General features: G+C 50.5%; 24 protein-coding genes. 23 read left to right on the top strand and 1 reads right to left on the bottom strand.

Annotation, left to right across the window (positions count from 1 at the left end):
• Positions 1–5 precede the first annotated feature (5 nt).
• The 23 genes from GIW69_RS05410 to fabF all read left to right on the top strand — a co-directional run bounded on the left by GIW69_RS05410 (position 6) and on the right by fabF (position 26,266).
• A complete protein-coding gene (locus GIW69_RS05410; protein ID WP_236481158.1) occupies positions 6–2,213 on the top strand; it encodes a bifunctional prephenate dehydrogenase/3-phosphoshikimate 1-carboxyvinyltransferase in 2,208 nt (735 codons plus the stop codon).
• Entirely contained in the window at positions 2,210–2,899 is a 690-nt protein-coding gene (gene cmk / locus GIW69_RS05405; protein ID WP_236481104.1) for a (d)CMP kinase, read from the top strand. The genes GIW69_RS05410 and cmk overlap by 4 nt, the downstream gene beginning before the upstream one ends.
• A gap of 119 nt (positions 2,900–3,018) precedes the next feature.
• Positions 3,019–4,704: a 30S ribosomal protein S1 gene (gene rpsA, locus GIW69_RS05400; protein ID WP_236481103.1), complete on the top strand. Its 1,686-nt coding sequence runs from the start codon at positions 3,019–3,021 to the stop codon at positions 4,702–4,704.
• A 200-nt stretch (positions 4,705–4,904) separates the two neighbouring features.
• A complete protein-coding gene (locus GIW69_RS05395; RefSeq protein WP_236481102.1) occupies positions 4,905–5,183 on the top strand; it encodes a hypothetical protein in 279 nt (92 codons plus the stop codon).
• Positions 5,184–5,333: 150 nt separating this feature from the next.
• Positions 5,334–5,630, top strand: a complete 297-nt coding sequence (gene ihfB, locus GIW69_RS05390) for an integration host factor subunit beta (RefSeq protein ID WP_236481101.1) — start codon at positions 5,334–5,336, stop codon at positions 5,628–5,630.
• Positions 5,631–5,656: 26 nt separating this feature from the next.
• On the top strand, positions 5,657–5,881 hold the full coding sequence (locus GIW69_RS05385; protein WP_236481100.1) for a DUF1049 domain-containing protein: 225 nt from the start codon (positions 5,657–5,659) through the stop codon (positions 5,879–5,881).
• A 184-nt stretch (positions 5,882–6,065) separates the two neighbouring features.
• Positions 6,066–7,121: a Wzz/FepE/Etk N-terminal domain-containing protein gene (locus GIW69_RS05380; RefSeq protein WP_236481099.1), complete on the top strand. Its 1,056-nt coding sequence runs from the start codon at positions 6,066–6,068 to the stop codon at positions 7,119–7,121.
• An 833-nt stretch (positions 7,122–7,954) separates the two neighbouring features.
• Complete coding sequence (gene tviB, locus GIW69_RS05375; RefSeq protein WP_236481098.1) at positions 7,955–9,232, top strand: Vi polysaccharide biosynthesis UDP-N-acetylglucosamine C-6 dehydrogenase TviB; 1,278 nt, start codon at positions 7,955–7,957, stop codon at positions 9,230–9,232.
• A 56-nt stretch (positions 9,233–9,288) separates the two neighbouring features.
• The gene (locus tag GIW69_RS05370; protein ID WP_496570896.1) at positions 9,289–10,329 is read left to right on the top strand and encodes an NAD-dependent epimerase/dehydratase family protein; all 1,041 of its coding nucleotides are present in this window, start codon (positions 9,289–9,291) and stop codon (positions 10,327–10,329) included.
• 61 nt (positions 10,330–10,390) lie between these two features.
• Positions 10,391–11,587: a glycosyltransferase family protein gene (locus GIW69_RS05365; protein WP_236481096.1), complete on the top strand. Its 1,197-nt coding sequence runs from the start codon at positions 10,391–10,393 to the stop codon at positions 11,585–11,587.
• A 1-nt stretch (position 11,588) separates the two neighbouring features.
• Positions 11,589–12,125 carry an acyltransferase gene (locus tag GIW69_RS05360; protein ID WP_236481095.1) on the top strand — a complete coding sequence of 179 codons (537 nt, stop codon included), beginning with the start codon at positions 11,589–11,591 and terminating at the stop codon, positions 12,123–12,125.
• 98 nt (positions 12,126–12,223) lie between these two features.
• Positions 12,224–13,462: a hypothetical protein gene (locus tag GIW69_RS05355; protein ID WP_236481094.1), complete on the top strand. Its 1,239-nt coding sequence runs from the start codon at positions 12,224–12,226 to the stop codon at positions 13,460–13,462.
• Entirely contained in the window at positions 13,459–14,967 is a 1,509-nt protein-coding gene (gene murJ / locus GIW69_RS05350; protein ID WP_236481093.1) for a lipid II flippase MurJ, read from the top strand. Before GIW69_RS05355 ends, murJ begins: the two co-directional genes overlap by 4 nt.
• 77 nt (positions 14,968–15,044) lie before the next feature.
• Positions 15,045–15,917 (top strand): dTDP-4-dehydrorhamnose reductase family protein, encoded by an 873-nt coding sequence (locus GIW69_RS05345; protein ID WP_236481092.1) that lies wholly within the window; start codon positions 15,045–15,047, stop codon positions 15,915–15,917.
• A gap of 108 nt (positions 15,918–16,025) precedes the next feature.
• Positions 16,026–17,036 (top strand): polysaccharide biosynthesis protein, encoded by a 1,011-nt coding sequence (locus tag GIW69_RS05340; protein ID WP_236481091.1) that lies wholly within the window; start codon positions 16,026–16,028, stop codon positions 17,034–17,036.
• Complete coding sequence (wecB, locus tag GIW69_RS05335) at positions 17,029–18,156, top strand: non-hydrolyzing UDP-N-acetylglucosamine 2-epimerase (protein ID WP_236481090.1); 1,128 nt, start codon at positions 17,029–17,031, stop codon at positions 18,154–18,156. Before GIW69_RS05340 ends, wecB begins: the two co-directional genes overlap by 8 nt.
• A gap of 87 nt (positions 18,157–18,243) precedes the next feature.
• Complete coding sequence (locus GIW69_RS05330) at positions 18,244–19,386, top strand: glycosyltransferase family 4 protein (RefSeq protein ID WP_236481089.1); 1,143 nt, start codon at positions 18,244–18,246, stop codon at positions 19,384–19,386.
• Positions 19,379–20,338: a UDP-glucose 4-epimerase family protein gene (locus tag GIW69_RS05325; RefSeq protein WP_236481088.1), complete on the top strand. Its 960-nt coding sequence runs from the start codon at positions 19,379–19,381 to the stop codon at positions 20,336–20,338. Before GIW69_RS05330 ends, GIW69_RS05325 begins: the two co-directional genes overlap by 8 nt.
• Positions 20,339–20,385: 47 nt before the next feature.
• The gene (locus GIW69_RS05320) at positions 20,386–21,405 is read left to right on the top strand and encodes an MraY family glycosyltransferase (protein ID WP_236481087.1); all 1,020 of its coding nucleotides are present in this window, start codon (positions 20,386–20,388) and stop codon (positions 21,403–21,405) included.
• A gap of 109 nt (positions 21,406–21,514) precedes the next feature.
• Positions 21,515–23,509: a nucleoside-diphosphate sugar epimerase/dehydratase gene (locus GIW69_RS05315; protein ID WP_236481157.1), complete on the top strand. Its 1,995-nt coding sequence runs from the start codon at positions 21,515–21,517 to the stop codon at positions 23,507–23,509.
• A 110-nt stretch (positions 23,510–23,619) separates the two neighbouring features.
• Positions 23,620–23,955: a helix-hairpin-helix domain-containing protein gene (locus GIW69_RS05310; protein WP_236481086.1), complete on the top strand. Its 336-nt coding sequence runs from the start codon at positions 23,620–23,622 to the stop codon at positions 23,953–23,955.
• A gap of 209 nt (positions 23,956–24,164) precedes the next feature.
• Complete coding sequence (locus GIW69_RS05305; protein WP_236481085.1) at positions 24,165–24,959, top strand: SDR family NAD(P)-dependent oxidoreductase; 795 nt, start codon at positions 24,165–24,167, stop codon at positions 24,957–24,959.
• Between the two features lie 32 nt (positions 24,960–24,991).
• Entirely contained in the window at positions 24,992–26,266 is a 1,275-nt protein-coding gene (gene fabF, locus GIW69_RS05300) for a beta-ketoacyl-ACP synthase II (protein ID WP_236481084.1), read from the top strand.
• Here the strand turns inward: fabF and GIW69_RS05295 are convergent.
• The gene (locus tag GIW69_RS05295) at positions 26,263–26,820 is read right to left on the bottom strand and encodes a TetR/AcrR family transcriptional regulator (protein ID WP_236481083.1); all 558 of its coding nucleotides are present in this window, start codon (positions 26,818–26,820) and stop codon (positions 26,263–26,265) included. The two genes, fabF and GIW69_RS05295, sit on opposite strands and share 4 nt — an antisense overlap.
• Between the last annotated feature and the right edge of the window lie 3 nt (positions 26,821–26,823).

The raw sequence follows: 26,823 nt of genomic DNA, 5'->3' as shown, positions 1-26,823 counted from the left end.
CACCTATGATCGGTCGCCTGGTGGTGGTCGGTCTGGGATTGATCGGTGGTTCGTTTGCCAAAGGCTTGCGCGAAAGCGGCGTTTGCCGCGAAGTGGTCGGGGTCGATCTCGATCCGCAATCGCGCAAGTTGGCGGTCGAGTTGGGTGTGGTGGATCGCTGCGAAGAGGATCTGCTGGCGGCCTGCCAGGGCGCCGATGTGATTCAGTTGGCGGTGCCGATCCTGGCCATGGAAAAAGTGCTCGCCCGTTTGGCTGGCATGGATCTGGGGCAGGCGATTCTCACGGATGTCGGCAGCGCCAAGGGCAATGTGGTGCGTGCGGCGACCGAGGCGTTTGGCGGCATGCCGGCGCGCTTCGTACCGGGCCATCCGATTGCCGGCTCTGAGCAGAGCGGGGTGGAAGCCTCCAATGCCGAACTGTTCCGTCGTCATAAAGTGATTCTGACACCGCTCGCGCAAACCGATCCGCAAGCCTTGGCGGTTGTCGATCGCTTGTGGCGCGAATTGGGCGCCGATGTCGAGCACATGCAGGTCGAGCGTCACGACGAAGTGCTGGCCGCGACCAGTCATCTGCCGCATCTGTTGGCATTTGGTCTTGTCGATTCATTGGCCAAGCGCAATGAAAACCTTGAGATCTTCCGTTACGCTGCGGGCGGTTTCCGCGATTTCACAAGAATCGCTGGAAGCGACCCGGTGATGTGGCACGACATCTTCCTCGCCAACCGCGAGGCTGTCCTGCGCACACTCGATACATTTCGCAGCGACCTCGACGCCTTGCGCGACGCGGTCGATGCAGGGGATGGGCACCAATTGTTGGGCGTCTTCACGCGCGCCCGGGTTGCCCGCGAGCATTTCAGTAAAATCCTGGCCCGCAGGGCCTATGTGGACGCTATGAATTCCAACGATCTGATTTTCCTGGCTCAACCTGGTGGCCGCCTGTCCGGTCGGATTCGCGTACCAGGCGACAAATCGATTTCCCACCGTTCGATCATGCTCGGCTCTCTGGCGGAGGGCGTGACCGAAGTTGAAGGTTTCCTTGAGGGCGAAGACGCCCTGGCCACCTTGCAGGCATTCCGCGACATGGGCGTGGTCATCGAAGGCCCGCACCACGGCCGCGTAACCATTCACGGTGTCGGCCTGCACGGTTTGAAACCGGCGCCGGGCCCGATCTATCTAGGCAACTCCGGTACTTCGATGCGTTTGCTGTCCGGCCTGCTGGCTGCGCAAAACTTCGACAGCACCCTGACTGGCGATGCCTCGTTGTCCAAGCGTCCGATGAATCGCGTGGCCAACCCGCTGCGTGAAATGGGCGCCGTGATCGAGACCGCTGCTGAAGGTCGTCCGCCGATGGTCATTCGTGGTGGACACAAGCTCAAGGGCTTGACCTACACCATGCCGATGGCCAGCGCCCAGGTGAAATCCTGCCTGTTGCTCGCCGGTCTGTACGCCGAAGGCAAGACCACGGTCACCGAGCCGGCGCCGACCCGTGACCACACCGAGCGTATGCTGCGTGGTTTCGGTTACCCGGTCACTGTCGACGGTGCCACGGCTTCGGTCGAGTCCGGCAGCAAGCTGACAGCAACTCACATTGAAGTGCCGGGCGACATTTCGTCATCGGCGTTTTTCCTGGTGGCGGCCTCGATTGCCGAAGGCTCCGAGCTGGTGCTGGAACATGTCGGCATCAACCCGACCCGCACCGGCGTGATCGATATTCTGCGCCTGATGGGCGCCGACATCACCCTGGAAAACCAGCGTGAAGTGGGCGGCGAGCCGGTGGCTGACTTGCGCGTGCGAGCAGCTAAGCTCAAAGGTATCGAGATTCCCGAAGCGCTGGTCCCGCTGGCTATCGATGAGTTCCCGGTATTGTTCGTGGCGGCAGCCTGTGCGGAAGGGCGCACGGTATTGACCGGCGCTGAAGAATTGCGGGTCAAGGAGTCAGACCGCATTCAGGTCATGGCGGACGGTCTGCTGGCGCTCGGCGTCAAGTGCGAGCCGACCCCGGACGGCATCATTATCGACGGCGGCCAGATCGGCGGCGGTGAAGTGCACGGTCATGGCGATCACCGAATCGCGATGGCCTTCAGCGTGGCATCACTGCGCGCGAATGCACCGATCCGCATCCATGACTGCGCCAACGTCGCGACATCGTTCCCCAACTTCCTTGCGCTGTGCGAGCAGGTTGGCATTCGTGTGGCACAAGAGGCTCAGTCGTGAACTACATCGCACCGGTCATCACCATTGATGGGCCAAGCGGCTCCGGCAAAGGCACCGTCGCCGGGATTCTGGCCAAGCGCCTGGGCTGGAACCTGCTGGACTCCGGTGCGCTGTATCGATTGCTCGCGTTTGCTGCGCACAACCACGGCGTCGACCTGACCAACGAAGAGCTGCTGAAGAAACTGGCCGCTCATCTGGACGTGCAATTCATCGCGGCGACGGACGGTCAGCTCCAGCGGATCATCCTCGAAGGCGACGAAGTCAGCGATGTCATTCGTACTGAAAGCATCGGTTCCGGTGCGTCACAAGTGGCTGCATTGCCCGCCGTACGCGAGGCGCTGCTGCAGCGTCAGCGTGCTTTTCAGGAAGCGCCGGGTCTGGTGGCCGATGGCCGCGACATGGGCACGGTGGTGTTTCCCGGTGCGCCATTGAAGATTTTCCTGACCGCCAGCGCCGAGGAGCGGGCGCGCCGTCGATATTTGCAGTTGAAGGGCAAAGTTGAGGGTGTTAGTCTGTCGAGTCTGCTAGATGAGATACGTGCACGCGATGAGCGTGATACCCAGCGAGCGGTAGCCCCGCTCAAACCGGCGGCTGACGCCATACAGCTGGATTCCACGGAATTGTCCATCGACCAGGTGTTGCAACGCATCATGAGTGAGATCGCCATTCGCGATATCGCCGGGTGACCAAGAGGGCCGCAGGGGACCAGTCATAGTCCTGCGGCGCTTCTTTTATATGAAACTAACCCACACCGTCTGGGGTGTGGAGATGGGCGTATCCTTCGCCCTCATCTACAGGAATTAAAATGAGCGAAAGCTTTGCGGAACTCTTTGAAGAAAGCCTAAAAACCCTGAACCTTCAGGCAGGCTCCATCATCACCGGTGTTATCGTTGATATCGATTACCAAGCACGTTGGGTAACCGTTCACGCTGGCCTGAAGTCTGAAGCACTCATCCCGCTTGAGCAGTTCTACAACGACGCTGGCGATCTGACTATCAATGTCGGTGACGAAGTTCACGTTGCGCTGGACTCGGTTGAAGACGGTTTCGGTGAAACCAAGCTGTCCCGTGAAAAAGCCAAGCGCGCTGAATGCTGGATCGTTCTGGAAGCAGCCTTCGCAGCTGAGGAAGTGGTCAAGGGCGTTATCAACGGTAAGGTTAAAGGCGGCTTCACTGTCGACGTTAACGGCATCCGTGCGTTCCTGCCAGGTTCCCTGGTTGACGTCCGTCCAGTGCGCGACACCACGCACCTGGAAGGCAAAGAGCTGGAATTCAAGGTCATCAAGCTGGACCAGAAGCGCAACAACGTTGTCGTTTCCCGTCGTAGCGTCCTGGAAGCCGAGAACTCCGCCGAGCGCGAAGCTCTGCTGGAATCCTTGCAGGAAGGCCAGCAAGTCAAAGGTATCGTCAAAAACCTCACCGATTACGGCGCATTCGTCGATCTGGGTGGCGTGGACGGCCTGCTGCACATCACCGACATGGCCTGGAAGCGCATCAAGCATCCTTCCGAGATCGTCAACGTTGGTGACGAAATCGACGTCAAGGTTCTGAAATACGATCGCGAACGCAACCGTGTTTCCCTGGGCCTGAAGCAACTGGGCGAAGATCCATGGGTTGCTATCAAAGCCCGTTACCCAGAAAGCACTCGCGTTACCGCTCGTGTAACCAACCTGACCGACTACGGCTGCTTCGCTGAGCTGGAAGAAGGCGTTGAAGGTCTGGTACACGTTTCGGAAATGGACTGGACCAACAAGAACATCCACCCTTCGAAAGTCGTACAAGTCGGCGACGAAGTGGAAGTCATGGTTCTGGACATCGACGAAGAGCGTCGTCGTATCTCCCTGGGCATCAAGCAGTGCAAGTCGAACCCATGGGAAGACTTCTCTGGCCAGTTCAACAAGGGCGATAAAATCTCCGGCACCATCAAGTCGATCACCGATTTCGGTATCTTCATTGGTCTGGACGGCGGCATCGACGGCCTGGTTCACCTGTCCGACATCTCCTGGAACGAAGTGGGCGAAGAAGCCGTACGCCGCTTCAAGAAGGGCGACGAGCTGGACACCGTTATCCTGTCGGTTGACCCAGAGCGCGAGCGCATCTCCCTGGGTATCAAGCAACTGGAAAGCGATCCGTTCTCCGAGTACGTCTCGGTTAACGACAAGGGCGCAATCGTGACCGGTACCGTGAAAGAAGTTGACGCCAAAGGCGCCATCATCGTTCTGGCCGACGATATCGAAGCAACGCTGAAAGCCTCCGAAATCAGCCGTGACCGCGTTGAAGACGCGCGCAACGTTCTGAAAGAAGGCCAGGAAGTTGAAGCCAAGATCATCAGCGTCGATCGTAAGAGCCGCGTGATCCAACTCTCCATCAAGTCGAAAGATGACGCTGAAGAGAAAGAAGCCATCCAGAGCCTGAAAGCAGCTCCGGAAGGCGAAGCAGGTGACACCACTATGGCGGCACTGCTGCGTCAAGCAATGGCCAAACAGAACTAAGTTCTGCTTGATCATGAAAAAGGGCGACTTCGGTCGCCCTTTTTTGTGTCTGCGATTTGGCCAGCTCGATGCGTTCCCGGTGGGGTCGAACCAATCATTTCAACGAGTTGTCTGTTTCATAGTCGGATCAATTGTCCATTCACGGCTAGGCTTAGCCTTGAAAGCGACAGTCGAGCATAGCGCTCGGCATAAGGAGCTGAATGAGCAGGCTAATGGTATTCATCGCGATATTGGCACTGGCGGGCTGTACCACAAATGCCAAGACGCATGCTGTACGTGGTGTCAGCGGCATAGAAGTGGATTGTTCCGGGCTGGGCTCCGGTTGGGAGAAGTGCCAAAAGAGAGCAGCCAAGGAGTGCGGGGGTGCTGGCTTCAAAGTGATAGCTAGGTCGGATGATGCAAAAGAGGAAGATGAGTTTCCCTTTGGGTTCAATCCGGCGGGTTACCTGACTCGCACCATGCTGGTGATCTGTCGGTGAAATCAGTGCCGTTGGGTGATTCGCATTGCCCTGAAAAAGCGCGTCCCGGCGTGGATGAAGATATGTCAATCCTTGGGCTGTTCAAATTCTTCATGGCATGCTAAAACCTTTCAAGCGCTGATCTAGCTGCTTGAAAAAGAAGGGAAAAATATGACGAAGTCGGAGTTGATCGAACGAATTGTCACCCATCAAGGGCTGCTCTCATCCAAGGATGTGGAGTTGGCCATCAAGACCATGCTTGAACAAATGTCCCAATGCCTGGCCACTGGTGATCGTATCGAGATCCGTGGGTTTGGTAGTTTCTCTTTGCACTACCGAGCGCCGCGTGTGGGGCGCAATCCTAAAACCGGCCAGTCCGTTAGCCTTGACGGCAAGTTCGTTCCTCACTTCAAGCCGGGAAAAGAACTGCGAGATCGCGTAAACGAGGAGGAAGAGGATGATCTTTGACGGAAAGTCAGTGCGTTGGTGTAGTCATGCGAAGCTTTAAGCGATTTGCGTTTGTCCTGTTCACACTGTTCATTGCTGCCATCGTCGTTATGTTCGTGCTGGAGAACAACCAGTCTGTCGGACTGCTGCTCTTCGGTTTGTCAGTGCCGCGGTTTCCTGTTTCAGTTTTAGTGCTGTTAGCGCTTCTCGCTGGTATGATGATCGGCCCATTACTCTCGTGGCTCATTGTTGTGCGTCGGCGGTTGAAGTAATCAACCTGTCGATGTCTTTGATTCATGAATTACTTACTACAAACTCTTTGCATTGGGTGCGTTTTGATCGTATTTAACTTGGCTGAACTCCCTGTCGCAACTGCCGGGGCCTTGCTGGTGATCCCTTTCGATGCGTCCAGTTTTTTCGCAAATCCAATAGCGGTTAAAGGAAGTGAGGTCGCAAATGCAAAATAATCATGTTGAAACTCATGTCTCTGATGAGATTGACCTGATTGCGCTTGGGCGACGGCTTTTGGCTCAAAAAAAACTTATTCTTGCGGTCGCTTTTCTGGTTACTGTTGGCGCAGCTGCTTATGCATTTTTAAGTAAGCCAGTTTATGAGTCCAAGCTCGTAATAATGCCTCCAACGCAAAACGATATTGCCGAACTAAATTATGGTCGCGGCAAAAGCACTGACCTAGATCCTTACTCCATCAAATATGTATATGAAGTATTCGCCAGAAATCTTCAAGGTGAATCCCTGCGGCAGAAGTTTTTCCAAGGCGTCTATCTACCCTCGCTGGATGATTCTGACCGAAAAGCCCCGCTTGACCGGTTGTATGAGCGCTTTTCTCGCGTATTAATGGTCAAGGGGCCGGGTAAGGACACGCCCGATCGTTTCTCGGTGATCGTACAAGGCGAAGACCCAGTTCGCGCCACGGAGTGGGCCAAGAATTATGTGGAGCGTGCCAGCGAAGCGGCCGAGGCGGAACTGGTAAAAAACGTCAAAGCCGAGGCATTGGTGAGCGCTCGTAACTTGGAGCAACAGATAGCTAGCTTGCGAGAAACCGCACAGCGGATTCGCGAGGATCGTATTCAGCAATTGGAAGAGGGGTTGAAGATTGCAGAGAGTATCGGTTTAACTTTGCCATCAGTTCATTCTTCCGCCACGGTTGATATCGTTCTAGATACAAGTGATAAATTGGATTATCAGCGGGGGAGTAAAGCATTGGCTGCAGAAGTCGATGTATTTAAGGCTAGATCGTCCGATGATGCGTTTATCAAGGAATTGCGTCCACTGCAGATGCAATACAGTTTTTACAATCATATGAAAGTCGATCCGGAAAGTATTTCTGTTTACAGGCAGGATGGTAATGTCGAGGTTCCCGAGAGCCCGATTAAGCCTCGCAAAGCCATTATTATCATACTGGGTTTGATCGCTGGATTATTCATTGGTAGTTTCATTGCGCTGATCAGGGTTGGTTTTGGTCACAAAAAAGATGAAGGCGCATTATCATAAGTCTGATGATCTTCATTGTTTAGGTTGGTGCAACAGAACGAAGATTCTTGAGCATTCGCCACTCCACGAAATCCGCTATAAAGTATGCTCGGCCGGAAAGTAAGTTCCAAGGCCGAGCGTTCAACCCGCCGTTCTCGCTTATTCTCTCCCTTCGATAGCTGCATATTACCTTTTATCTTAATGGGTTGATTGGAGCGCATTGCCAGTGGAGGCTATTTATTAAGCAATACGCTCTAATTTGGCCGAAAATTTGCGGCTGTCGTGGGCTCGGCTAGTGCCAAACTGGCAGGCTGTAAGAATCAATCTCATGCATTAATGCTGCTAGATCAAGCGAAATCGAGTCTTGTAAAAGGGCCGTTTATCCGGTAGGCGGTACCTTTTTGCTCCCAGCAAATACGCCTAGCATAGGCGTATAATGCTGCGAATTGATTCAGTGCAGGCGAGACACCAGCGCATCTGCATCATTGTCCTTCAAGATGCGCTTTGATTACATATCAAGCCAGAAGACATAATCTATCAAAAATATGGATCATTCAGCTATGGAAGACGCGTCCAGCAAAGGCATCCACACAATTTTCTTCAGTATGCAAGATAAGGCTCCAAGTCTGAGCCAAAAAAAACTATCATGTTATGATCGAAGGCGCGCTAGCTAATCCTCTGGACGGTTCGGCATTTTCCATTTGGAAACTATCAGTAAGCGATGAGGATCCATGATAAGAAGGCATTGAAAAAAAATGTTCGTTATGGTTGAGCTGGCCGCGAAAACCTGATGGGTGGTTTAGCGTCAGATTTAATTTTGAAACGTTTCAATTATTTATAATGTGGGTTCGATTATGCACCAGCTGGAAGAGATCAAATTAGCCATTATTGGCCTGGGTTATGTCGGCTTGCCTTTAGCTGTAGAGTTTGGCAAGCACCGCTCTGTCGTCGGGTTTGATATTAATCAGCACCGTATTGATACTTTAAAGGCTGGTCATGATTCGACACTTGAGGTATCTAGTGAAGAGCTAAAGAAAGCAATTCTTTTGGGCTATTCCTCGAAATTGGATGAGCTGAGTGATTGTAACGTTTTCATCGTCACTGTTCCTACACCAATCGATCAATACAAACAGCCTGATCTGACACCGCTGATCAAAGCCTCCGAGAGTATCGGTAAAGTTTTGAAAAAAGGCGATATCGTCATTTATGAATCTACCGTCTATCCAGGTGCGACTGAAGAAGACTGTGTTCCAGTGCTAGAAAAAGTTTCGGGCATGAAATTTAACGTCGATTTCTTTGCAGGCTATAGCCCTGAACGAATTAACCCTGGTGATAAAGAGCATAGGGTTACGACTATTAAAAAAGTGACGTCCGGTTCAACGCCAGAAGTGGCAGCACTAGTGGATGCTTTGTACAATCAGATCATCACTGCTGGTACTCATCTGGCCAGCAGCATTAAAGTGGCAGAAGCTGCAAAGGTTATTGAAAACACCCAGCGTGATCTTAATATTGCACTCATCAACGAGCTGGCAATTATTTTCAATAAAATGGGCATTGATACCGAAGAGGTGTTGAAGGCTGCCGGAACGAAATGGAACTTCTTGCCGTTTCGACCCGGCCTGGTAGGTGGCCATTGTATCGGCGTTGACCCTTATTATCTTACTCATAAGGCTCAGGCTATTGGCTACCACCCTGAAATTATCCTGGCTGGTCGTCGCCTTAACGATAGCATGAGTGCGTACGTGGCTTCGCAGCTCGTTAAAGCCATGCTTAAGCGACGTATTCACGTAGACGGTGCTCGAGTGCTCGTTATGGGTCTGACATTCAAAGAAAACTGCCCAGATCTGCGCAATACGAAGGTGGTTGATATCATTCGCGAACTGGCCGACTACAATATAAGTGTAGATATCTATGATCCATGGGTTTCGGCTGAAGAAGCTCAGCACGAATATGGAATTCTACCGATTTCCGAGCCATGTGCAGGAGCTTACGACGGCCTTATCCTGGCTGTAGCCCATGACCAATTCAAACGCATGGGCGCCGAAAACATTCGTCGTCTAGGAAAGCCCCAGCATGTACTTTACGACCTTAAATATCTGTTGAGCGCTGACGAGGCGGATCTGAGGCTTTGACTTAAAAGCTTTTAGATACTCTGAGTAAAGATTTCTTAACCTTAAAGTAGATATTAATAATGCGCTATGAAACATTGCTAAAGTCACTACCCAACGATCCTAAGTCTTGGCTTGTAACCGGGATTGCTGGCTTTATTGGCTCCAATCTTTTGGAGAAGTTGCTTAAGCTAGATCAGCGCGTTGTCGGTCTCGATAATTTCTCGACAGGCCATCAGCGAAATCTCGATGAGGTACGTAAGTCTGTAAGTGAAGAGCAATGGGCGCGGCTTACCTTCATTGAAGGCGATATCCGCAACTTAGTAGATTGCCACCGTGCATGCGCTGGTGTCGACTACGTATTGCATCAGGCCGCGCTGGGGTCTGTACCTCGCTCGATTAATGATCCCATAACGACTAACGAAAATAATATTACCGGTTTTCTCAACATGTTGGTTGCTGCGCGTGACGCGCAGGTAAGCAGTTTCACATACGCCGCCAGCAGTTCAACTTACGGCGATCACCCTGGCTTGCCTAAAGTTGAAAATCTAATCGGCAGTCCTTTGTCTCCATATGCGGTGACCAAGTATGTTAATGAACTGTACGCCGACGTGTTCGCTCGTTGCTATCAGTTCAAGACAATCGGTTTGCGCTATTTTAATGTGTTTGGGAAGCGGCAAGATCCAAACGGTGCATACGCGGCAGTAATTCCAAAATGGACTGACGCGATGATAAGCAACGAAAGCGTGTTCATGAACGGCGATGGAGAAACCAGTCGCGATTTTTGTTTTGTGGATAATGCTATTCAAGCCAACCTCTTGGCCGCCACCGCAGAGTCTAGCGCAAAGAATGAAATCTATAATGTTTCTGTAGGTGATCGCACAACTCTCAATGAACTTTTCGCCTATCTTTCCGAAGCGTTGAAAGTTAACGATGTCCTGTACACGAAGGAAGCTGTTTACCGTGATTTTCGTGAAGGGGATGTTCGGCATTCACAAGCTGATATTAGTAAAGCGCGACTAAACCTCGGTTACGAGCCCGCTTACGATATTCAATCGGGTATTTCGTTAGCGATGCCTTGGTACATAGCTTTGTATAGCGCTGACGGCAAGAAGTCTTGAGCCTGATACGCTGTGTTTGTAGAGTGTTTCGTAGTGATTTCGGCGTGTGGTGTATTTTGATATGGACAAAGGTACAATAATTTATATAGGTGGCTTCGAGTTGCCTGATAGGAATGCCGCGGCGCACCGAGTTTTAGCAAACGGTAAAATATTCCGTGAGCTCGGGTATCGTGTAGTTTTTATTGGGGTGGACAGCTCATGTACATCTAAAGAAGTATTAAGAAGACAGGATTTCTTTGATTTCGAGTGCTGGAGTGTCCCTTATCCCAAAGGTAGTATTTCCTGGTTGAAATACGTATCAGGCTCGTCAGCGATATTATCTTTTTTAGCGGACAAAGAGCAGCGTTCTCGTGTCGTTGGTGTGGTTTGCTACAATTATCCAGCGCTTGCCCAGTTACGAATTGGAAGGGTTTATAAAGATACCAAAGTCAAAATAATGTCCGATGCCACAGAATGGTATGACGCAAGCGCGGGAAGCATTTTTCATCGAATAATCAAATTCGTGGACACTTCACTGCGGATGAAATTTGTTCATAAAGCGGCAGATGGCGTTATAACGACCAGTCGATATCTAACCAATTTCTACAACGACATGGGCAAATTGACTGTTGAACTTCCTACTTTGTTCGATGCCAATAAATTTAGCCCACCTGCAGTTAGAGACGGTGGCGCGAAGAAAAAATTTATTTATGTAGGATCTCCTTTTGACGCGGGTCGCGTGAATGTAAAGCGTTCTAACCTTAAGGAGCGTCTGGATCTGTGTATCGATATTTTTTACCAGCTTTACAGTGATGGTGAAGATTTTAGCTTTGCCATTTATGGCATTACGAAAGAATATTATTTACACGTATTCCCAGAGCATGAAGATAAATTGGGACAAATGATTGAATGTGTCATTTTTAATGGTAGACAGCCTAACGAGCACATATTACGTGAAGTTGGGTCTAGCGATTTCAGCATTTTTTTCAGAGACCAAAACCGGGTAACACTGGCTGGGTTCCCTTCGAAGTTGGCAGAATCAGTTAGCTGCGGAACCCCTGTAATATCTAATAAAATGGTCAGTCTCAAGAGTTATGAGCATGTTGACTGTCTCTTCTTGGCTGATCGGGGCAAGGAGTTAGAGTTAGTCAAGAAATTGATGGCGCTCACACCGGATGAGATTAGTTCGATCAAGCAAAAGGCTTATTCGTCCAATGCGTTTGACTATCGAAATTACTCGCTAAAGGTTGCGGTATTTTTGGATGAGGTTGGAGTTTGATATGAGTGCGCGACGGTTACTAAAGGTTTTTTCAGCGCCGTTTAATATGTTGCATGCGGTTCTATATCCAGTTTCGTATGCAAAAAAGATAGGCGTCAGCACAAAAGGTCGGCTAACGATCTATGGCTCCAGTTATGAGATGTTCAGCACCGAACCTTACCTGGTTACCCTTGGTGATAATGTTTTTATCAGCATAAAAGCTAAGTTTGTATGTCATGACGGTTCAACGCTACCCTTCAGACAGGCCATTCCCGACCTCGAATTGGCGGGCGAAATTATTGTTGGTGATAATGTCTTTATCGGAATGGGAGCTTTAATTCTTCCAAATGTTCGAATTGGTAACGACTGCATCGTAGGCGCGAACGCTGTTGTTACTAAAGACGTCGCTGATGGAACTATTGTTGCAGGTAATCCTGCCCGCGTCGTTAGCTTAACTAAGGATTTTCTTGAGCGTGCTCAGAACAAATCGTTGAAAATTGGACATTTGGTAGGAAACGAAAAGGTTTTGGCCTACAAGAAGATATTCAACAAAATATGAAAATTTTAAGCTACAGATATTTGCCGTTAAATCTGTACATTGGCTATTCATTGTTCGTTTTGCTCTGTCTGTTTGTAGGGCCGATCGAATACAGGGGTATGGACTATCTCGTGCTGGTTCCGTTTATCGGCTGTATGTTGCTGTTGTTTTCTGTTGGCTATATTTTTGGTGCGCGAGGTAGTTACAGGCCAACTGAAAACTTATTGGCGGAGCGTGAGTTTACGTATCGAAGAGTCAGGCGTTTAGTGCAATTTTTATTGCTCCTGGGGGCGGTAAGTTCTCTCATCCAGCTTTATCTTTTTCTTTCGTCAGGCGGCGGTTTCAGTTTAAATAACATAGGTGAAAATTACGTCGCTGGCTATAAGGACTATGAGCGGGGCCAGGCTAAAGTTGATGTTATGTACATAGTGAATATCTTGGATCAGGCACTTTCTCTGTTTCTTATCTTGGTCGGTGTTTACTATTTCTCAGCAATGAAAAAAATTCCGCGCTTAGCGTTTCTTTTTATCGTCGCTACTTATCTACTGGTAAACGTCATCGGTAGCGGTAAACAAAAATATCTTGGCGACATAATAATATTCACCTTTTTTTGCACCATGATTAATCTTGCTTCTAAGCGCGCCCGCTTCAAGCCCTCACTTGTGCTCGTGGCGGGCATTGCTGGTGCTGCGATTTTTCTGATGTTTATTGAAATCCTTCGTCAACGTTATCAGGCGGCGGGCATAACACTGGATAACATCTATGAAAAGACTCACCCACTTATTTCGTGGGACGAACGATCTGCGATCTTCAATTGGGTAAGCTTCGATTATGGGCTTGCCTTAGGTATATTTTTGGGATATTTCACAAATGGCTTATATGGACTATATCTCAGTCTGACATTGCCTTTTGAATGGACTTATTTTGTCGGTAATTCATATTCTTTAGGTCGGATCGTTGAGATTGCGATTTCCAGCAATGGAGCAGTTTTTGACCATACATATCCTTACCGTGTCGGAGTTGAATATGGTTGGGGAATGGATAAATGGCATTCACTGTTTTCGTGGATGGCTTCTGATATCAGCTTCTTTGGTGTTCTCGCAATAACGCCGATTTTCGCTTTCTTCTATGCGAGATTCTGGTTGCAGGCGGTTAAGGCAAGTAACCCGTTTGCTGGGCCTCTGTTCATCTATTGCTCCATGGGACTGATATTCAGTTACGCTAATAACCAGATTATGCACGGTCTGGCCGGTGTGATTGTACTAGCATTACTCGTTTCGGGATGGTTATATTTTGCAAACAAGAAATTAGAATCTCGCCTGGTTGAATCCGCACCTGCGAAGGGTGAATTTTCATGAGTCGATATAAAAGTCTTGTTTTGATATTGGGGTTGGTTTTACTGGGTAAGGCCACGGGCTTTTTGAAAGACTTGGCCTTTACGTTCTATCACGGCGTATCTAGTGTTACAGATGCCTTTTTTTTGGCTAATTCCATTTCATCTGTAATATACATGGCGATCTATTCCGCCATACCTGTTTTAATCGTCCCATTGTACTCACGTCTAATGGAAACGGGCGACAGGAAAAGACTGAATGAAGGGTTGTCTTCAGCTATTTTCTTCTTTTTTGCTATTTCTGCATGTATAGCTGTGCTCGCATTTGGTGCTTCGCATTTGCTGGTTATGATTTTCTCGGGGGATGTAAGCGATAAAGTTCGGGAACTTTCTACAGTCTATCTGTCGATCATGGCGTTGACTTTTGTATTGTCAACGCTCGTTTCCTTGTTTAATTCGATTCAGTCGGTCAACGGAGTCGTGCTTCCAAGTTACATAGTGCCAGTTGTAAATAATGTGGTTTTTTGCGGCGGGTTATATTTTTATAATTCGGTGGAGAATTTCCAGCGGGTGCTGGTGTTGGGTGTGTTCTCGTGGCTATTTTTAGTATTAGTCAATTTTTCCCTTTCTCGGAGATATTATGTATTCAAGATGAATGCTGTATTCAGCTATTTTGTTGATAAACGTTTCGTATTTCTTTTCCTTCCGGCGGTGCTTTCTTTCTATGTTGAGCAGCTAAACGGATTTGTAGCTGTTTACTTCGCTACAGAGTTAGGCGTTGGTGCCATTTCTGTTTTTGCATATGCGAATAAATTGAACCTAATATTTTTGTCGGTTTTCCTCGTCTTCCTGACGGCTTCGTTGTTTCCGCGCATCGCGGCTGTGGCTGCGCGTAATGATCAGGCGGAACTTCTGCGTTATCTGACTACATGTATTCGAATTGTTATTATTTGCTCGTTCCCGATAGTGTTGTACATGGGTTTCTATTCCCACGAGATTGTCGCTACTCTTTTTCATCGCGGGAAATTCATGAGTGATGATGTGATGAAAGTCGGGTCGATATTTTCCATCGTATTGCTTGCTCTGCCATTGTGCTTGATTAGAGATATTATGAATCGTGTGTTTTTTTCTCATGGAAATACACTTACGCCCGTATTTCTATCTTTGGCTGCGTTGGTGCTTAATTCCACCATATGTTTCTTTTTCTATAAAACTTATGGATTGGAAGCGCTGGCGATTGCGGCTGTGATTTCTACAGTCGTCAACTGTGTCGCAGCGATCTATCTGGTTCAAAAAGAAGCACCTTCAATTCTATTTTTAGCAGCCTTCAAGATGTTTATCACTTGTGCGATCGGCGGCGCGATTGCCTATGCGTTCCTGCGTTGGATCAACGATCTATTCGCAAATTATTGGTTGCTGGTTTTCATTCCATTTGTTCTTGTTTATTATATCTGCCTACAAATATTACGAGTTCAAGAGGTCGCGACCGTAACTACCCATTTACGTGGTTTGCTCTTGAGAAGGGTGTGACGGATCGACTTCTGAATTGATGCTGACCGGTCAATAATCGGTTCGAGCTGTGAAAATCTACGATTGGAGATATATTTATGCGGATATTAATCCTCGGCGCTTCCGGAATGCTGGGCAGTTCGGTGCTTAGCGTTTTCTGTGAAGATGATTCCCATGAGGTCTGGGGAACAATTCGTAGTGAGTCTTCGAAGCGCTTCTTCAACGAAGACATACAAGCCAGGCTGTTGGCCGGGGTTGATGTCCTTGACCAAGACGCATTGATTCGAGTGCTGGAAGAGGTGAAGCCGGAAGTCGTAATCAACTGTGTTGGGCTGATCAAACAACTGGCCCATGCTCAGGATCCGCTGATTACCCTGCCTGTCAATGCCATGCTGCCGCATCGGCTTGCTCAATTATGTGGGCTCATGCAGGCTCGCCTGATTCATATCAGCACTGACTGTGTTTTTTCCGGTCGCGTAGGGATGTATAAAGAAACGGATCTGTCGGATGCCGAAGATCTTTATGGCAAATCCAAGTATATCGGCGAGGTTTACAATCGTACGAATGCAATTACCTTGCGAACATCAATTATCGGCCATGAATTGAACAGCCGATTTGCACTCGTTGAATGGTTTCTTGCTCAGGAAAAATCGGTGAAAGGCTATTCCAAAGCTATTTTTAGCGGTCTGCCTACAGTCGAACTGGCCTTTGTAATAAAGGATTATGTATTAACGAATCCCCAGCTGTCTGGCCTGTACCATGTAGCCTCTTCTCCAATCAATAAGCTGGAATTGCTACAGTTAGTTGCTGCTCGATACGGGAAAGATATTGAGATCAACCCTGATGCAAACCTGGAAATTGATCGGTCACTCGATGGAGAGCGTTTCCGTACGGCTACAGGTTATACTGCTCCAGCCTGGCCCGACTTGATTGGTAAGATGCATGATGCTCAGAGACAAGGTTCTGAGTGACTTTTTACAGGCACGGTTGTGCCGGCAATTGCCACGCAATCACTGTTAAAGCCCGGAATCTGACGAGACTGGGTCTGTTGAATATTTTGGATAATTTTGGGTGGCATTATGTTTGATGATAAAGTTTTGATGATTACTGGAGGTACTGGTTCTTTCGGTAATACTGTTCTTAAACGATTCCTTAATACCAACGTTCGAGAAATACGCATCTTCAGCCGCGATGAAAAAAAGCAAGAAGATATGCGCATCGCGTTGGCCAACGATAAAGTGAAGTTTTACATTGGGGATGTACGGGACTATCAAAGTCTGGCACAAGCAATGATAGGCGTTGACTATGTTTTTCACGCTGCTGCACTGAAGCAAGTGCCTTCATGCGAATTTTATCCAATGGAAGCTGTTAAAACGAATGTCAACGGTACTGACAATGTTCTGAGCGCAGCAATTGCAAGTGGCGTTCAGCGCGTTGTTGTACTGAGTACAGATAAAGCTGTATACCCGATCAACGCCATGGGCATTTCCAAGGCAATGGCTGAAAAGCTGATGGTAGCGAAATCTCGAATGATCCCCGAGGGTGGTACGATTGTTTGTGCCACACGTTACGGAAACGTTATGGCGTCACGTGGTTCGGTCATTCCATTGTTTGTCGGTCAGATCAAAAGTGGTGAGCCATTAACAGTAACTGACCCCGAAATGACTCGCTTTCTGATGTCGTTAGAAGATTCCGTTGATCTCGTGTTGCATGCATTTGAGCATGGCCAGCAAGGGGATATTTTCATTCAAAAAGCCCCGGCCTCCACGGTAGGTGAGCTAGCAGAGGCTCTGAAGGAATTGCTGGGAAGCGAGTCCCCTGTAAAAGTTATCGGAACGCGCCACGGTGAAAAGCTATATGAGTCTTTAGTGTCTCGAGAGGAGATGGCCAAATCCGAGGATATGGGTCGTTATTATCGAATTCCCGCGGATAACCGCGACCTCAACTACAAAAAGTACTTCGTCGAGGGCGAGCAAAGAATCTCTGAACTGGACGACTACACTTCTCACAATACTGAGCGACTCTCGGTCGAGGCTATCAAAGAAGTATTGCTGAAACTGGATTACATCCAGGAGGTTCTGAATGCTTAAGGTAATGACGCTGGTTGGTACGCGTCCTGAGCTGATCAAAATGAGCCGTGTCATTGCCGAGCTGGACAGGCAAGTTAATCACGTACTTGTACATTCGGGTCAGAATTACGACTACGAATTGAATCAGGTTTTTTTTGACGAGCTTGAAATCCGAAAGCCGGATCATTTTTTAGGTGCGGTAGGCGAGACGGCAGCGCAGACGATTGCTGAAGTAATTAGTAAAGCGGACGGCATTTTTGAACTAGAAAAACCTGATGCCGTGTTGTTGTATGGAGATACTAATACCTGTCTGGCGGTCATTGCGGCAAAACGCCGCAAGATACCTGTTTTTCACATGGAAGCAGGAAATCGTTGTTTCGATCAGCGCGTGCCTGAAGAACTGAATCGCAAGGTTCTTGATCATCTCAGTGATATCAATATGGTTCTCACTGAGCATGCAAGACGCTATCTCATCGCTGAAGGCGTTCGGCCCGAGACCATCATCAAAACCGGCTCACACATGGCTGAGGTTTTAGATTTTTATCTACCTAAGATTGTTCAGTCTGACGTGTTGACTCGAATGTCTCTGGAAGAAGATAAATTTTTTATAGTCAGCGCGCACCGCGAAGAGAATGTCGACAGTCCTGACAACTTGAAGGATCTAGTCGATACGCTTACTGCATTGGCTGAGCAATATCAATATCCGGTCATCGTTTCGACTCATCCGCGTACTCGCAAACGTCTAGAAGCTATCGGCGTAGCAATGGATAATCCGCTGATTCACTTCATGAAGCCATTCGGGTTGCTCGACTATATCAAGTTGCAGATGTCTGCATTCTGTGTGCTTTCTGACAGCGGAACGATTACAGAAGAAGCGTCTTTGCTTAACTTGCCCGCCATTACCATCCGCAATGCCCACGAAAGACCTGAAGGCATGGATGAGGGCACCTTGATCATGAGCGGCTTGAAAGTTGACCGCGTTTTGGAAGCTGTGAAGATCATCACCGATCAACATGATCGTCACAACCGGGTTATTCCGGTTGTAAATGATTATAAAGGCGGCCCCGTGTCTATTCAGGTGGTTAGGGTGGTGTTGAGTTACGTTGATTATATAAATCGAACTGTTTGGGGTAAGCATTAATCGAATAGCCTGTTTTCGACGGATGCTGTATCGGCTGGACATCAGAGGAGCGTATGGAATGTTTCAAGCTTGGCTAGGTGAATTTTGATGGCCCCCGTATTTCTGATGATTGTGAATGATCCTGCTTTTTTTGTTTCTCACCGCTTGGCGGTGGCAGAGGGAGCCAGAAAAGCGGGCTATCGCGTTCATATTGCGTCCATGGACGGCGATGCCGTCAAGAGGATTGAGGATAGCGGCTTTATCCATCACCTTTTGCCTATGTCCAGAAGTGGAAGTAATCCACTCCGAGAACTCTTTACACTGTTCTTTATTTGGCGCTTATTGTGGCGTATCAAACCGGTCATGTTGCATCTGGTTACCATAAAACCTGTCATTTATGGTGGGATCGCGGCCCGTTTGGCGCCGGTAAAATCAGTAGTCGCGGCGGTCTCGGGCCTTGGATTCGTGTTTCTTTTGCGGGGATTCAAGGCTACGTTGTTGCGTAAAGTAGTGAGTTTTTTTTATTGGCTGGCACTCGGGAAAAAGAATCTGCGGGTTATTTTTCAAAATTCGGATGACCGTGACCTATTGACCGGCCTGGGTGTACTAGATCTAAAGAAGGCCGAACTCATTCGCGGTTCCGGCGTTGATCTTGGTCTGTATCCATGTGTTCCCGAGTCCGATAGTTATTTGCCTGTCATTTGTCTCGCCGCTCGACTCCTGCGAGACAAAGGGGTTCTTGAGTTTGTCGAGGCGGCAAGAATTCTTCGTGACAGGGGGATCAAGGCTCGTTATCAGCTGATTGGTGCCATTGATCCAGGCAACCCGGCCACTATTACTGAAGCCGAAACAAATGCGTGGCGTGATGAAGGCCTAGTCGAGATATTGGGCTATCGAAAAGACATAGCCGCGTTGTTCGCAGATGCGCATCTTGTAACTTTGCCGTCTTATCGCGAAGGACTACCGAAGGTTTTGGTCGAAGCGGCGGCCTGCGGTCGTGCAGTCGTCACTTCGGATGTTCCAGGTTGTCGCGATGCCATCGACCCAGATGTTACTGGGCTATTGGTTCCCGTGCGTGATTCCGTTGCGTTGGCAGATGGTCTGCAGTTGCTTATTGAAGATAAAACTATGCGCCAGCGCATGGGCGCAGCGGGTCGTGTGCTGGCCGAAAACGAATTTAATGTGGATAACATAGTGCAACAGCATTTGGATATTTATTCAAAGCTTGAGCGGGCGTTTGATCATGAATGAAAAGATCCTTGTTACTGGTGCTAACGGTTTTGTCGGTAGTGCTTTGATCAGACGGCTGTTGTCTAGTCAGAATAAAAAAATCATCGCGCTGGTTCGTCAGACTGAAATGCAGTTTCCTTCGGAAGTTCTAGTGTCAGTGCTTTCCAAAGATCCAGATATTTCAGCAATGGATTTCGATGACGTACAGTCAGTTGTCCATTGTGCGGCACGAGTGCACGTGATGAACGACAATTCAGCTGATCCGCTGGCGGATTTTCGTGAAGTCAATGTGAAATTCACATTGGATTTGGCACGTAGAGCGGCGGAGGCTGGCGTCAAGCGTTTCGTTTTTCTCAGTTCAATCAAGGTTAACGGAGAGGAAACTTTTCCTGGTCATCCTTTTACTGCGGATGATACGCCATCGCCCATGGATCCTTATGGGGTTTCAAAAATGGAGGCCGAGCAAGGGTTGCGGAGCATTGCTGAGCAATTCGGGATCGAGGTTGTTATCATTCGTCCCGTGTTGGTTTACGGCCCGGGTGTGAAAGCCAACTTTCGCAGCATGATGAAGTGGCTTGATAAAGGTGTTCCTTTACCATTCGGCGCTATCCGAAATAAACGCAGTCTGGTCTCGCTCGATAACCTGGTGGACTTGATCGTTACTTGCCTGGATCATCCGCGTGCCGCTAACCAGACGTTCATGGTCAGTGATGATGAGGATGTTTCTACTACAGAGCTTTTGCTTCGCATGGGTAAAGCGTTGGGAAAACCCGCTCGGCTGATTCCAGTGCCTTCAATGTTCCTGAATGCTCTGGCATTGGTATTGGGACGCAAGGATATAGCTCGACGCCTCAACGGCTCTCTTCAGGTCGACATTCACAAGACTCGTGACTTGCTTGGCTGGAATCCAATCGAAGGCCTTGATGGAGGGTTGGGAAAAGTGGCGAAAGATTTTGAACCTGGCTCCAACTAGTTTTGGTGCTGTCATCCTGACGAACGGGCTGACAAATGGAGTTTTTAATGACGTTCTTGCTTCCGTTGATGTTTGCCGTCTGTTTCTCGGCGTATTTCTTGACTTGGATATTACGACGCTACGCATTGAGTCGCAGTCTGATCGATGTCCCCAATGCAAGAAGCTCGCACACGGTTCCGACCCCCCGCGGGGGAGGGGTCGCCATTGTGCTGAGTTTTCTTGTTGCTGTGCCTCTGATGGGATTAGCAGGCGCGCTGACATGGAATTGTGTTTATGCATTTTTAGGTGCGGGTACAGCAGTCGCTGTTCTGGGTTTTCTTGATGATCATGGCCATATTGCTGCACGCTGGCGTCTTCTTGGGCATTTTTGCGCCGCTATCTGGGCGTTGTCCTGGCTTAATGGACTCCCTGTCATCAGTGTGGCGAGCTACAGCGTTGATCTTGGATGGCTGGGCCATATTTGCGCCGCGTTTTATATAGTCTGGATGCTCAATCTCTACAACTTCATGGATGGTATCGACGGCATCGCAAGTGTCGAGGCTATATGTGCCTGCGTTGGGGCTTCGTTGGTCTATTGGTTGGGAGGATTTGACTATTTGCTGGCGGCACCTTTAGTACTGGCAGTGGCTGTAGCAGGCTTCCTTTATTGGAACTTCCCTCCCGCAAGGATTTTCATGGGAGATGCTGGCAGTGGTTTTCTAGGGATTATCCTCGCTTTGCTCTCCATTCAAGCGGCCTCGTACTCACCGCAGCTGCTATGGGTCTGGTTGATCTTGCTGGGCGTGTTTATTGTGGATGCCTCTGTCACGCTTATACGTCGCCTGTTGAGAGGAGACAAGGTTTACGAGGCTCACCGCAGTCACGCTTATCAGTTCGCTTCGCGCCAGTACGGTCGGCATCTGCCAGTGACACTGACGGTTGCTGCGATCAACGTACTTTGGTTGTTGCCGGTGGCGGCGAGTGTTGTTTTGTGGAATGTAGACGGGTCATTGGCATTGTTAGTGGCTTATGCACCGTTGGTTTGGCTGGCCGTCAGGTTTCATGCAGGTGAGCTTGAGAAGAATTGATTTAAGGGTAAGGTTTGGTTGTCGTAGTTACAGGATTTGCGGTTATTAGTCGTACCGCATGCGGCAGGAACGGAATGCTTAGGAGCTGGCCAGAGTGTGCAAAGGTTTTATGGATAATTTCAGGGTAACGTTGCTTGGTCTGCCCAGACGACACAAGCGTGCAGTCCAGGTCGCTACTGATGTTGTGTTGGTCTGGGTCGCGCTTTGGCTGGCGTTCGTCGTTCGGCTGGGAGTTGATGCAATGGCCAGCCCGATTCAAACGCATCTTTGGCTTTTTGGCTCTGCACCGTTGATCGCCATCCCCATCTTTGTTCGCTTTGGCATGTACCGCGCAGTCATGCGCTTCTTCGGCAACGATGCATTAATCACCATTTGCAAGGCCGTCAGCCTTTCAGCGTTGCTGTTGGCTCTCGCTGTGTATTGGTACAGCAACCATACAACCGTTGTACCACGCTCGATCATTTTTAATTACTGGTGGCTGAGCCTGATCATGATCGGCGGTTTGCGCCTGGTGATGCGGCAATACTTTTTGGGCGACTGGTTCACTGCCGCTCAGCACGTGCCGTTCACTAACCGTGATGATGGCCTGCCGAAGGTTGCTATCTATGGTGCTGGCGCTGCGGGCAATCAGCTGGTCGCCGCATTGCGCATGGGTCGAGTGATGCGCCCGGTTGCGTTCATTGACGATGACAGGAGTATCGCCGACCGGGTGATCGCCGGGCTTCAGGTCTATGAACCACGACATATCCAAAAAATGATCGATTCAACCGGCGCTCAGGAAATTCTGTTGGCGATACCGTCGTCCTCGCGCGGTCGTCGTCGAGAGGTATTGACGTTGCTTGAGGGCTTTCCGCTGCATGTTCGCAGTATTCCGGGCTTCATGGATCTGGCGAGCGGCCGAGTGAAGGTCGATGATATTCAAGAAGTAGATATTGCGGATCTACTCGGACGCGATGCTGTACCAGCACAACCCGATTTGCTGGAGCATTGCATCACAGGATTATCTGTTTTGGTGACAGGGGCGGGCGGGTCGATCGGCTCCGAACTGTGTCGACAGATTCTTGCGCTAAAGCCAACTACCTTGTTGATGGTCGAGCATAGCGAATTTAACTTGTACAGCATCCTGTCCGAACTGGAACCTCGAATAGCTCGTGAATCGTTGAACGTTCGGTTGTTGCCAATCCTGGGATCGGTTCGCGATCAGGATAAATTGCTCGACATAATGAGAACCTGGAATGTCGACACGGTTTACCATGCTGCCGCTTACAAGCATGTTCCGATGGTTGAGCACAATATTGCCGAAGGCGTATTGAATAATGTCATCGGAACGCTGAACACGGCGCAGGCAGCGCTGCAGGCCGGGGTGTCGAACTTCGTATTGATTTCCACAGACAAAGCGGTACGTCCCACCAACGTGATGGGTAGTACTAAACGGCTCGCGGAAATGACATTGCAGGCTCTTAGTCGTGAGCTGGCGCCTGTGCTGTTCGGGGACAAGGATAATGTCTCGCGTGTCAACAAAACCCGCTTTACCATGGTGCGGTTTGGCAATGTACTGGGCTCGTCCGGTTCGGTCATTCCACTGTTTCACAAACAGATCAAGTCCGGCGGTCCGCTGACCGTCACCCATCCGAAGATTACCCGTTATTTCATGACCATCCCCGAGGCGGCTCAGTTGGTTATTCAAGCGGGTTCCATGGGGTTGGGTGGCGATGTGTTTGTACTGGATATGGGAGAGCCGGTGAAGATTGTCGAACTGGCGGAGAAAATGATTCATCTCTCAGGTCTCAGTGTTCGTTCGGAAAAGAATCCTCACGGCGATATTTCAATTGAATTCTCCGGCCTGCGCCCTGGTGAGAAGCTGTACGAAGAGTTGCTGATCGGCGACAACGTCGTTGCGACGCGGCATCCGATGATCATGAGTGCCAACGAGGATCATCTGCCATGGGATGTCTTCAAGACGAGATTGGATGAGCTGTTGATTGCGATCGAACTGGATGATTACGCGAAAGTCCGTCAGTTGCTACGGGACACCGTCAGTGGCTATGCACCGGATGGCGATATTGTCGACTGGATCTATCAGCAGCATCGGCTCCAACCCTGATTGTTTCACATCCTGTAACGCACCCATTTTTGACACTGGCTCCCCATCGCCTAAGTTTGAGAGGCAGCTTCGGAAAAGCTGCTTTCTCAAACGATGATGGAGCATCTCTCATGCGTACCGGTTATTTCTACTCTTTGGTTTTTGCCCTGCTCACCAGCGCTTCGATTGCCGCCATTGCCGCACCCGCTGCGGTGCCGGAGGTCAATAAGGCGCCGTTGGAGTTGAATATTTCAGCGCCGGCCAACGGTGAAAAAGTCGATCTCAACAACGCGGATGCGGGCACTTTGCAAAAGGAGCTCTCGGGCGTTGGTGAATCCAAAGCCAAGGCGATTGTTGCGTATCGTGAAACCAATGGGCCGTTTTCTTCGGTAGAGGAGTTGCTGGAAGTGAAGGGGATCGGCAAGGCAATTCTGGATCGCAATCGTGAGAAGCTGGAAGTGAACTAAGCTGTTCACTCAACCATGGAAAGGCCGGTCATTTGACCGGTCTTTTTGCTTTCTGGCGCAGCCGACATCCACGCAGGCGCAGCGAGTTTGATCGTGAAGCTTAAAATTATGGCTATCATATTGCTTCAAGATTATGCCTATAATAATTTGCGCTGCGTCGGAATATCCTTCCGTGGCGATCTTCCTCCAATCGTTCCAGGAGCCATTTCATGAATTCGTCCAACGTCCACGGTACTGCCCTGATCACTGGCGCCTCATCGGGCATCGGTGCGATTTACGCCGAGCGTCTGGCGGCGCGTGGTTTTGATTTGCTGTTGGTGGCTCGTGATAAAGAACGGCTCGATTCAGCGGCGAACGCGCTGCGTGAATCCCACGGCGTGCAGGTCGAAGTACTGAAAGCCGATCTGACGCAAAAGGATGATGTGCTGAAACTCGAACAACGCCTGCGCAGCGATTCCAGCATCAGCCTGCTGGTCAATAACGCCGGCGTCGCTGCCGACGGTTTGCTGGCCAACGCTGATGTGGATCAACTCGAGCGGTTGATTCAACTGAATGTCACTGCCGTCACTCGACTGGCTTCGGCTGCGGCCGCCGGGTTCACCAAGGCGGGCCGTGGCACGATCATCAACATTGCATCCGTCGTTGCATTGTTTCCTGAGCGTTTCAACGCGACCTACAGCGCAAGCAAGGCTTACGTGTTGAGCCTGACCCAATCGCTCAACGCCGAGCTGGATGGCACTGGGGTCAAGGTGCAAGCCGTGTTGCCGGGCGTCACGCGGACTGAAATCTGGGAGCGCTCCGGTATCGATGCCAGCGGTATCCCGGCGGAAATGGTGATGGAGGCCGGTGAGATGGTTGATGCAGCACTGGCTGGTCTGGATCAGGGCGAGTTGATCACTATTCCATCGTTGCCGGATGCCGGGGACTGGCAGGCCTTTGTGTCGGCCCGTTATGTGATGGCGCCGAACCTTTCTCGCAGTTCTGCGGCCGAACGTTACAAGTAAGACATTTTTGAATCGATTTGAGGTACTGCGTCATGGATCAGCGTCGTGTTGTGGTCACCGGCATGGGTTTGGTGTCGCCGTTGGGCAGCGGTGTCGAAACGGTTTGGCAGCGATTGCTGGCAGGGCGTTCGGGGTTGCGCAAGTTGCCGCCAGAGGTGGTCGCTGATTTGCCGGCTGGCGTCGGCGGTGTTGTGCCGACAGCTACGGAAGATAGCGAGGCCGGGTTTGATCCGGATCGTGCCACGTCGCCGAAAGAACAGAAGAAGATGGATCGTTTCATTCTGTTCGCCATGGAGGCTGCGCGGCAGGCGGTGGAGCAAGCCGGCTGGCAACCCGGCGATGCCGAGGCGCAAGAGCGCACTGCAACCATCATTGGTTCGGGCGTGGGCGGTTTCGGTGCGATTGCCGAAGCGGTGAGAACCACCGATACCCGTGGTCCCCGGCGTTTGTCGCCGTTCACCATCCCATCGTTTCTGGTCAATCTCGCGGCCGGTCACGTGTCGATTCAACACGGGTTCAAAGGGCCGCTGGGCGCTCCGGTGACGGCGTGCGCTGCCGGCGTGCAGGCGATTGGTGATGCTGCGCGTTTGATCCGCGCCGGCGAGGCCGATATCGCCGTTTGTGGAGGTGCTGAAGCCTGCATCGACCGTGTCAGCCTCGCCGGTTTCGCTGCAGCGCGAGCATTGTCCAGCGGCTACAACGAGACGCCTGAGCGTGCGTCACGTCCGTTCGACAGCGGTCGTGACGGATTTGTAATGGGCGAGGGCGCCGGCCTGTTGGTGATCGAGTCTTTGGAGCATGCGTTGGCTCGCGGCGCGCAACCACTCGCTGAATTGGTCGGTTACGGCACCACTGCGGACGCTTATCACCTCACCGCCGGCCCCGAAGACGGCAGCGGCGCACGACGGGCCATGACACTGGCGCTCGCTCAGGCTGGCGTGACGCCGGGTCAGGTGCAGCACCTCAATGCGCATGCTACATCCACGCCGGTCGGCGACTTGGGCGAGCTGGCCGCGATCAAGGCGTTGTTTGGCGCGGAGAATAAAATTGCCGTGACATCGACCAAATCCGCCACCGGGCATTTGCTCGGTGCGGCTGGCGGGCTTGAGGCGATCTTCACGTTGCTGGCGATCCGCGATCAAGTGGTGCCGCCCACGCTCAATTTCGACAATCCCGATCCGGCGAGTGAAGGCGTGGACATCGTTCATGGCCAGGCACGGCCGATGCCTATCGAATATGCATTGTCGAACGGATTCGGCTTCGGCGGGGTCAATGCGAGCGTGCTGTTCAAGCGTTGGGCGGGCTAATCCGGCATGTGCTTGAGGTAATCGCGGGTGACATCGAGAATCCGCTGCGACAGTTGCGGGTTCTCGACACTTCGCGACAACACCAGTGCGCCGACCAGCGTCGACATGATCACCAGGCTGCGATCGTCAGCGGTGTCACCTTTCAAGGTGCTCGCCACTTGTTCCAACCGGGCGTTGAGGACGTCGTCGGTGGTAGGGCTCGCCTGGCCACGCAAGCCCATTTCCGAAGACATGGTCGGCAATGGGCAACCCTCATGTGGGGATGTCACATGCCATTGGGACAAATAGCAGTCAATGAATGCGTCCAAAGGACGCTCCTCGGCGAAGAGCATCGCACAGAGCGTATCGACCTCACCGCCGGCAGCCTGAAGGGCTTTTTCCACCAACTCATCTTTTGATTTGAAGTGTGAGTAAAAGCCGCCATGGGTCAACCCGAGCGCCTTCATCAAGGGTTGCAGACCCGTGGCGCCGATACCGTCCTTGCGAAATCGTGCTGACGCTTCCTTGATGATGCGCTGATGGGTCTGGGCTTTATGGTCCTGCGAGTAACGCATTGT

It is taken from the genome of Pseudomonas syringae (genome assembly GCF_021605415.1).
In the GTDB taxonomy this organism is placed as follows: domain Bacteria; phylum Pseudomonadota; class Gammaproteobacteria; order Pseudomonadales; family Pseudomonadaceae; genus Aquipseudomonas; species Aquipseudomonas syringae_S.
The sequence above is the reverse complement of the archived record's forward strand: the minus strand, read 5'-3'. Positions and strand labels throughout refer to the sequence as shown.

Coding starts and splice junctions, on each gene's coding strand:
- GIW69_RS05410 (WP_236481158.1), top strand. CDS start 6: ATGATCGGTCGCCTGGTGGTGGTCGGTCTGGGATTGATCGGTGGTTCG.
- rpsA (WP_236481103.1), top strand. CDS start 3,019: ATGAGCGAAAGCTTTGCGGAACTCTTTGAAGAAAGCCTAAAAACCCTG.
- GIW69_RS05395 (WP_236481102.1), top strand. CDS start 4,905: ATGAGCAGGCTAATGGTATTCATCGCGATATTGGCACTGGCGGGCTGT.
- ihfB (WP_236481101.1), top strand. CDS start 5,334: ATGACGAAGTCGGAGTTGATCGAACGAATTGTCACCCATCAAGGGCTG.
- GIW69_RS05385 (WP_236481100.1), top strand. CDS start 5,657: ATGCGAAGCTTTAAGCGATTTGCGTTTGTCCTGTTCACACTGTTCATT.
- GIW69_RS05380 (WP_236481099.1), top strand. CDS start 6,066: ATGCAAAATAATCATGTTGAAACTCATGTCTCTGATGAGATTGACCTG.
- tviB (WP_236481098.1), top strand. CDS start 7,955: ATGCACCAGCTGGAAGAGATCAAATTAGCCATTATTGGCCTGGGTTAT.
- GIW69_RS05365 (WP_236481096.1), top strand. CDS start 10,391: ATGGACAAAGGTACAATAATTTATATAGGTGGCTTCGAGTTGCCTGAT.
- GIW69_RS05360 (WP_236481095.1), top strand. CDS start 11,589: ATGAGTGCGCGACGGTTACTAAAGGTTTTTTCAGCGCCGTTTAATATG.
- GIW69_RS05355 (WP_236481094.1), top strand. CDS start 12,224: ATGGACTATCTCGTGCTGGTTCCGTTTATCGGCTGTATGTTGCTGTTG.
- murJ (WP_236481093.1), top strand. CDS start 13,459: ATGAGTCGATATAAAAGTCTTGTTTTGATATTGGGGTTGGTTTTACTG.
- GIW69_RS05345 (WP_236481092.1), top strand. CDS start 15,045: ATGCGGATATTAATCCTCGGCGCTTCCGGAATGCTGGGCAGTTCGGTG.
- GIW69_RS05340 (WP_236481091.1), top strand. CDS start 16,026: ATGTTTGATGATAAAGTTTTGATGATTACTGGAGGTACTGGTTCTTTC.
- wecB (WP_236481090.1), top strand. CDS start 17,029: ATGCTTAAGGTAATGACGCTGGTTGGTACGCGTCCTGAGCTGATCAAA.
- GIW69_RS05330 (WP_236481089.1), top strand. CDS start 18,244: ATGGCCCCCGTATTTCTGATGATTGTGAATGATCCTGCTTTTTTTGTT.
- GIW69_RS05325 (WP_236481088.1), top strand. CDS start 19,379: ATGAATGAAAAGATCCTTGTTACTGGTGCTAACGGTTTTGTCGGTAGT.
- GIW69_RS05320 (WP_236481087.1), top strand. CDS start 20,386: ATGACGTTCTTGCTTCCGTTGATGTTTGCCGTCTGTTTCTCGGCGTAT.
- GIW69_RS05315 (WP_236481157.1), top strand. CDS start 21,515: ATGGATAATTTCAGGGTAACGTTGCTTGGTCTGCCCAGACGACACAAG.
- GIW69_RS05310 (WP_236481086.1), top strand. CDS start 23,620: ATGCGTACCGGTTATTTCTACTCTTTGGTTTTTGCCCTGCTCACCAGC.
- GIW69_RS05305 (WP_236481085.1), top strand. CDS start 24,165: ATGAATTCGTCCAACGTCCACGGTACTGCCCTGATCACTGGCGCCTCA.
- fabF (WP_236481084.1), top strand. CDS start 24,992: ATGGATCAGCGTCGTGTTGTGGTCACCGGCATGGGTTTGGTGTCGCCG.
- GIW69_RS05295 (WP_236481083.1), bottom strand. CDS start 26,820: ATGCGTTACTCGCAGGACCATAAAGCCCAGACCCATCAGCGCATCATC.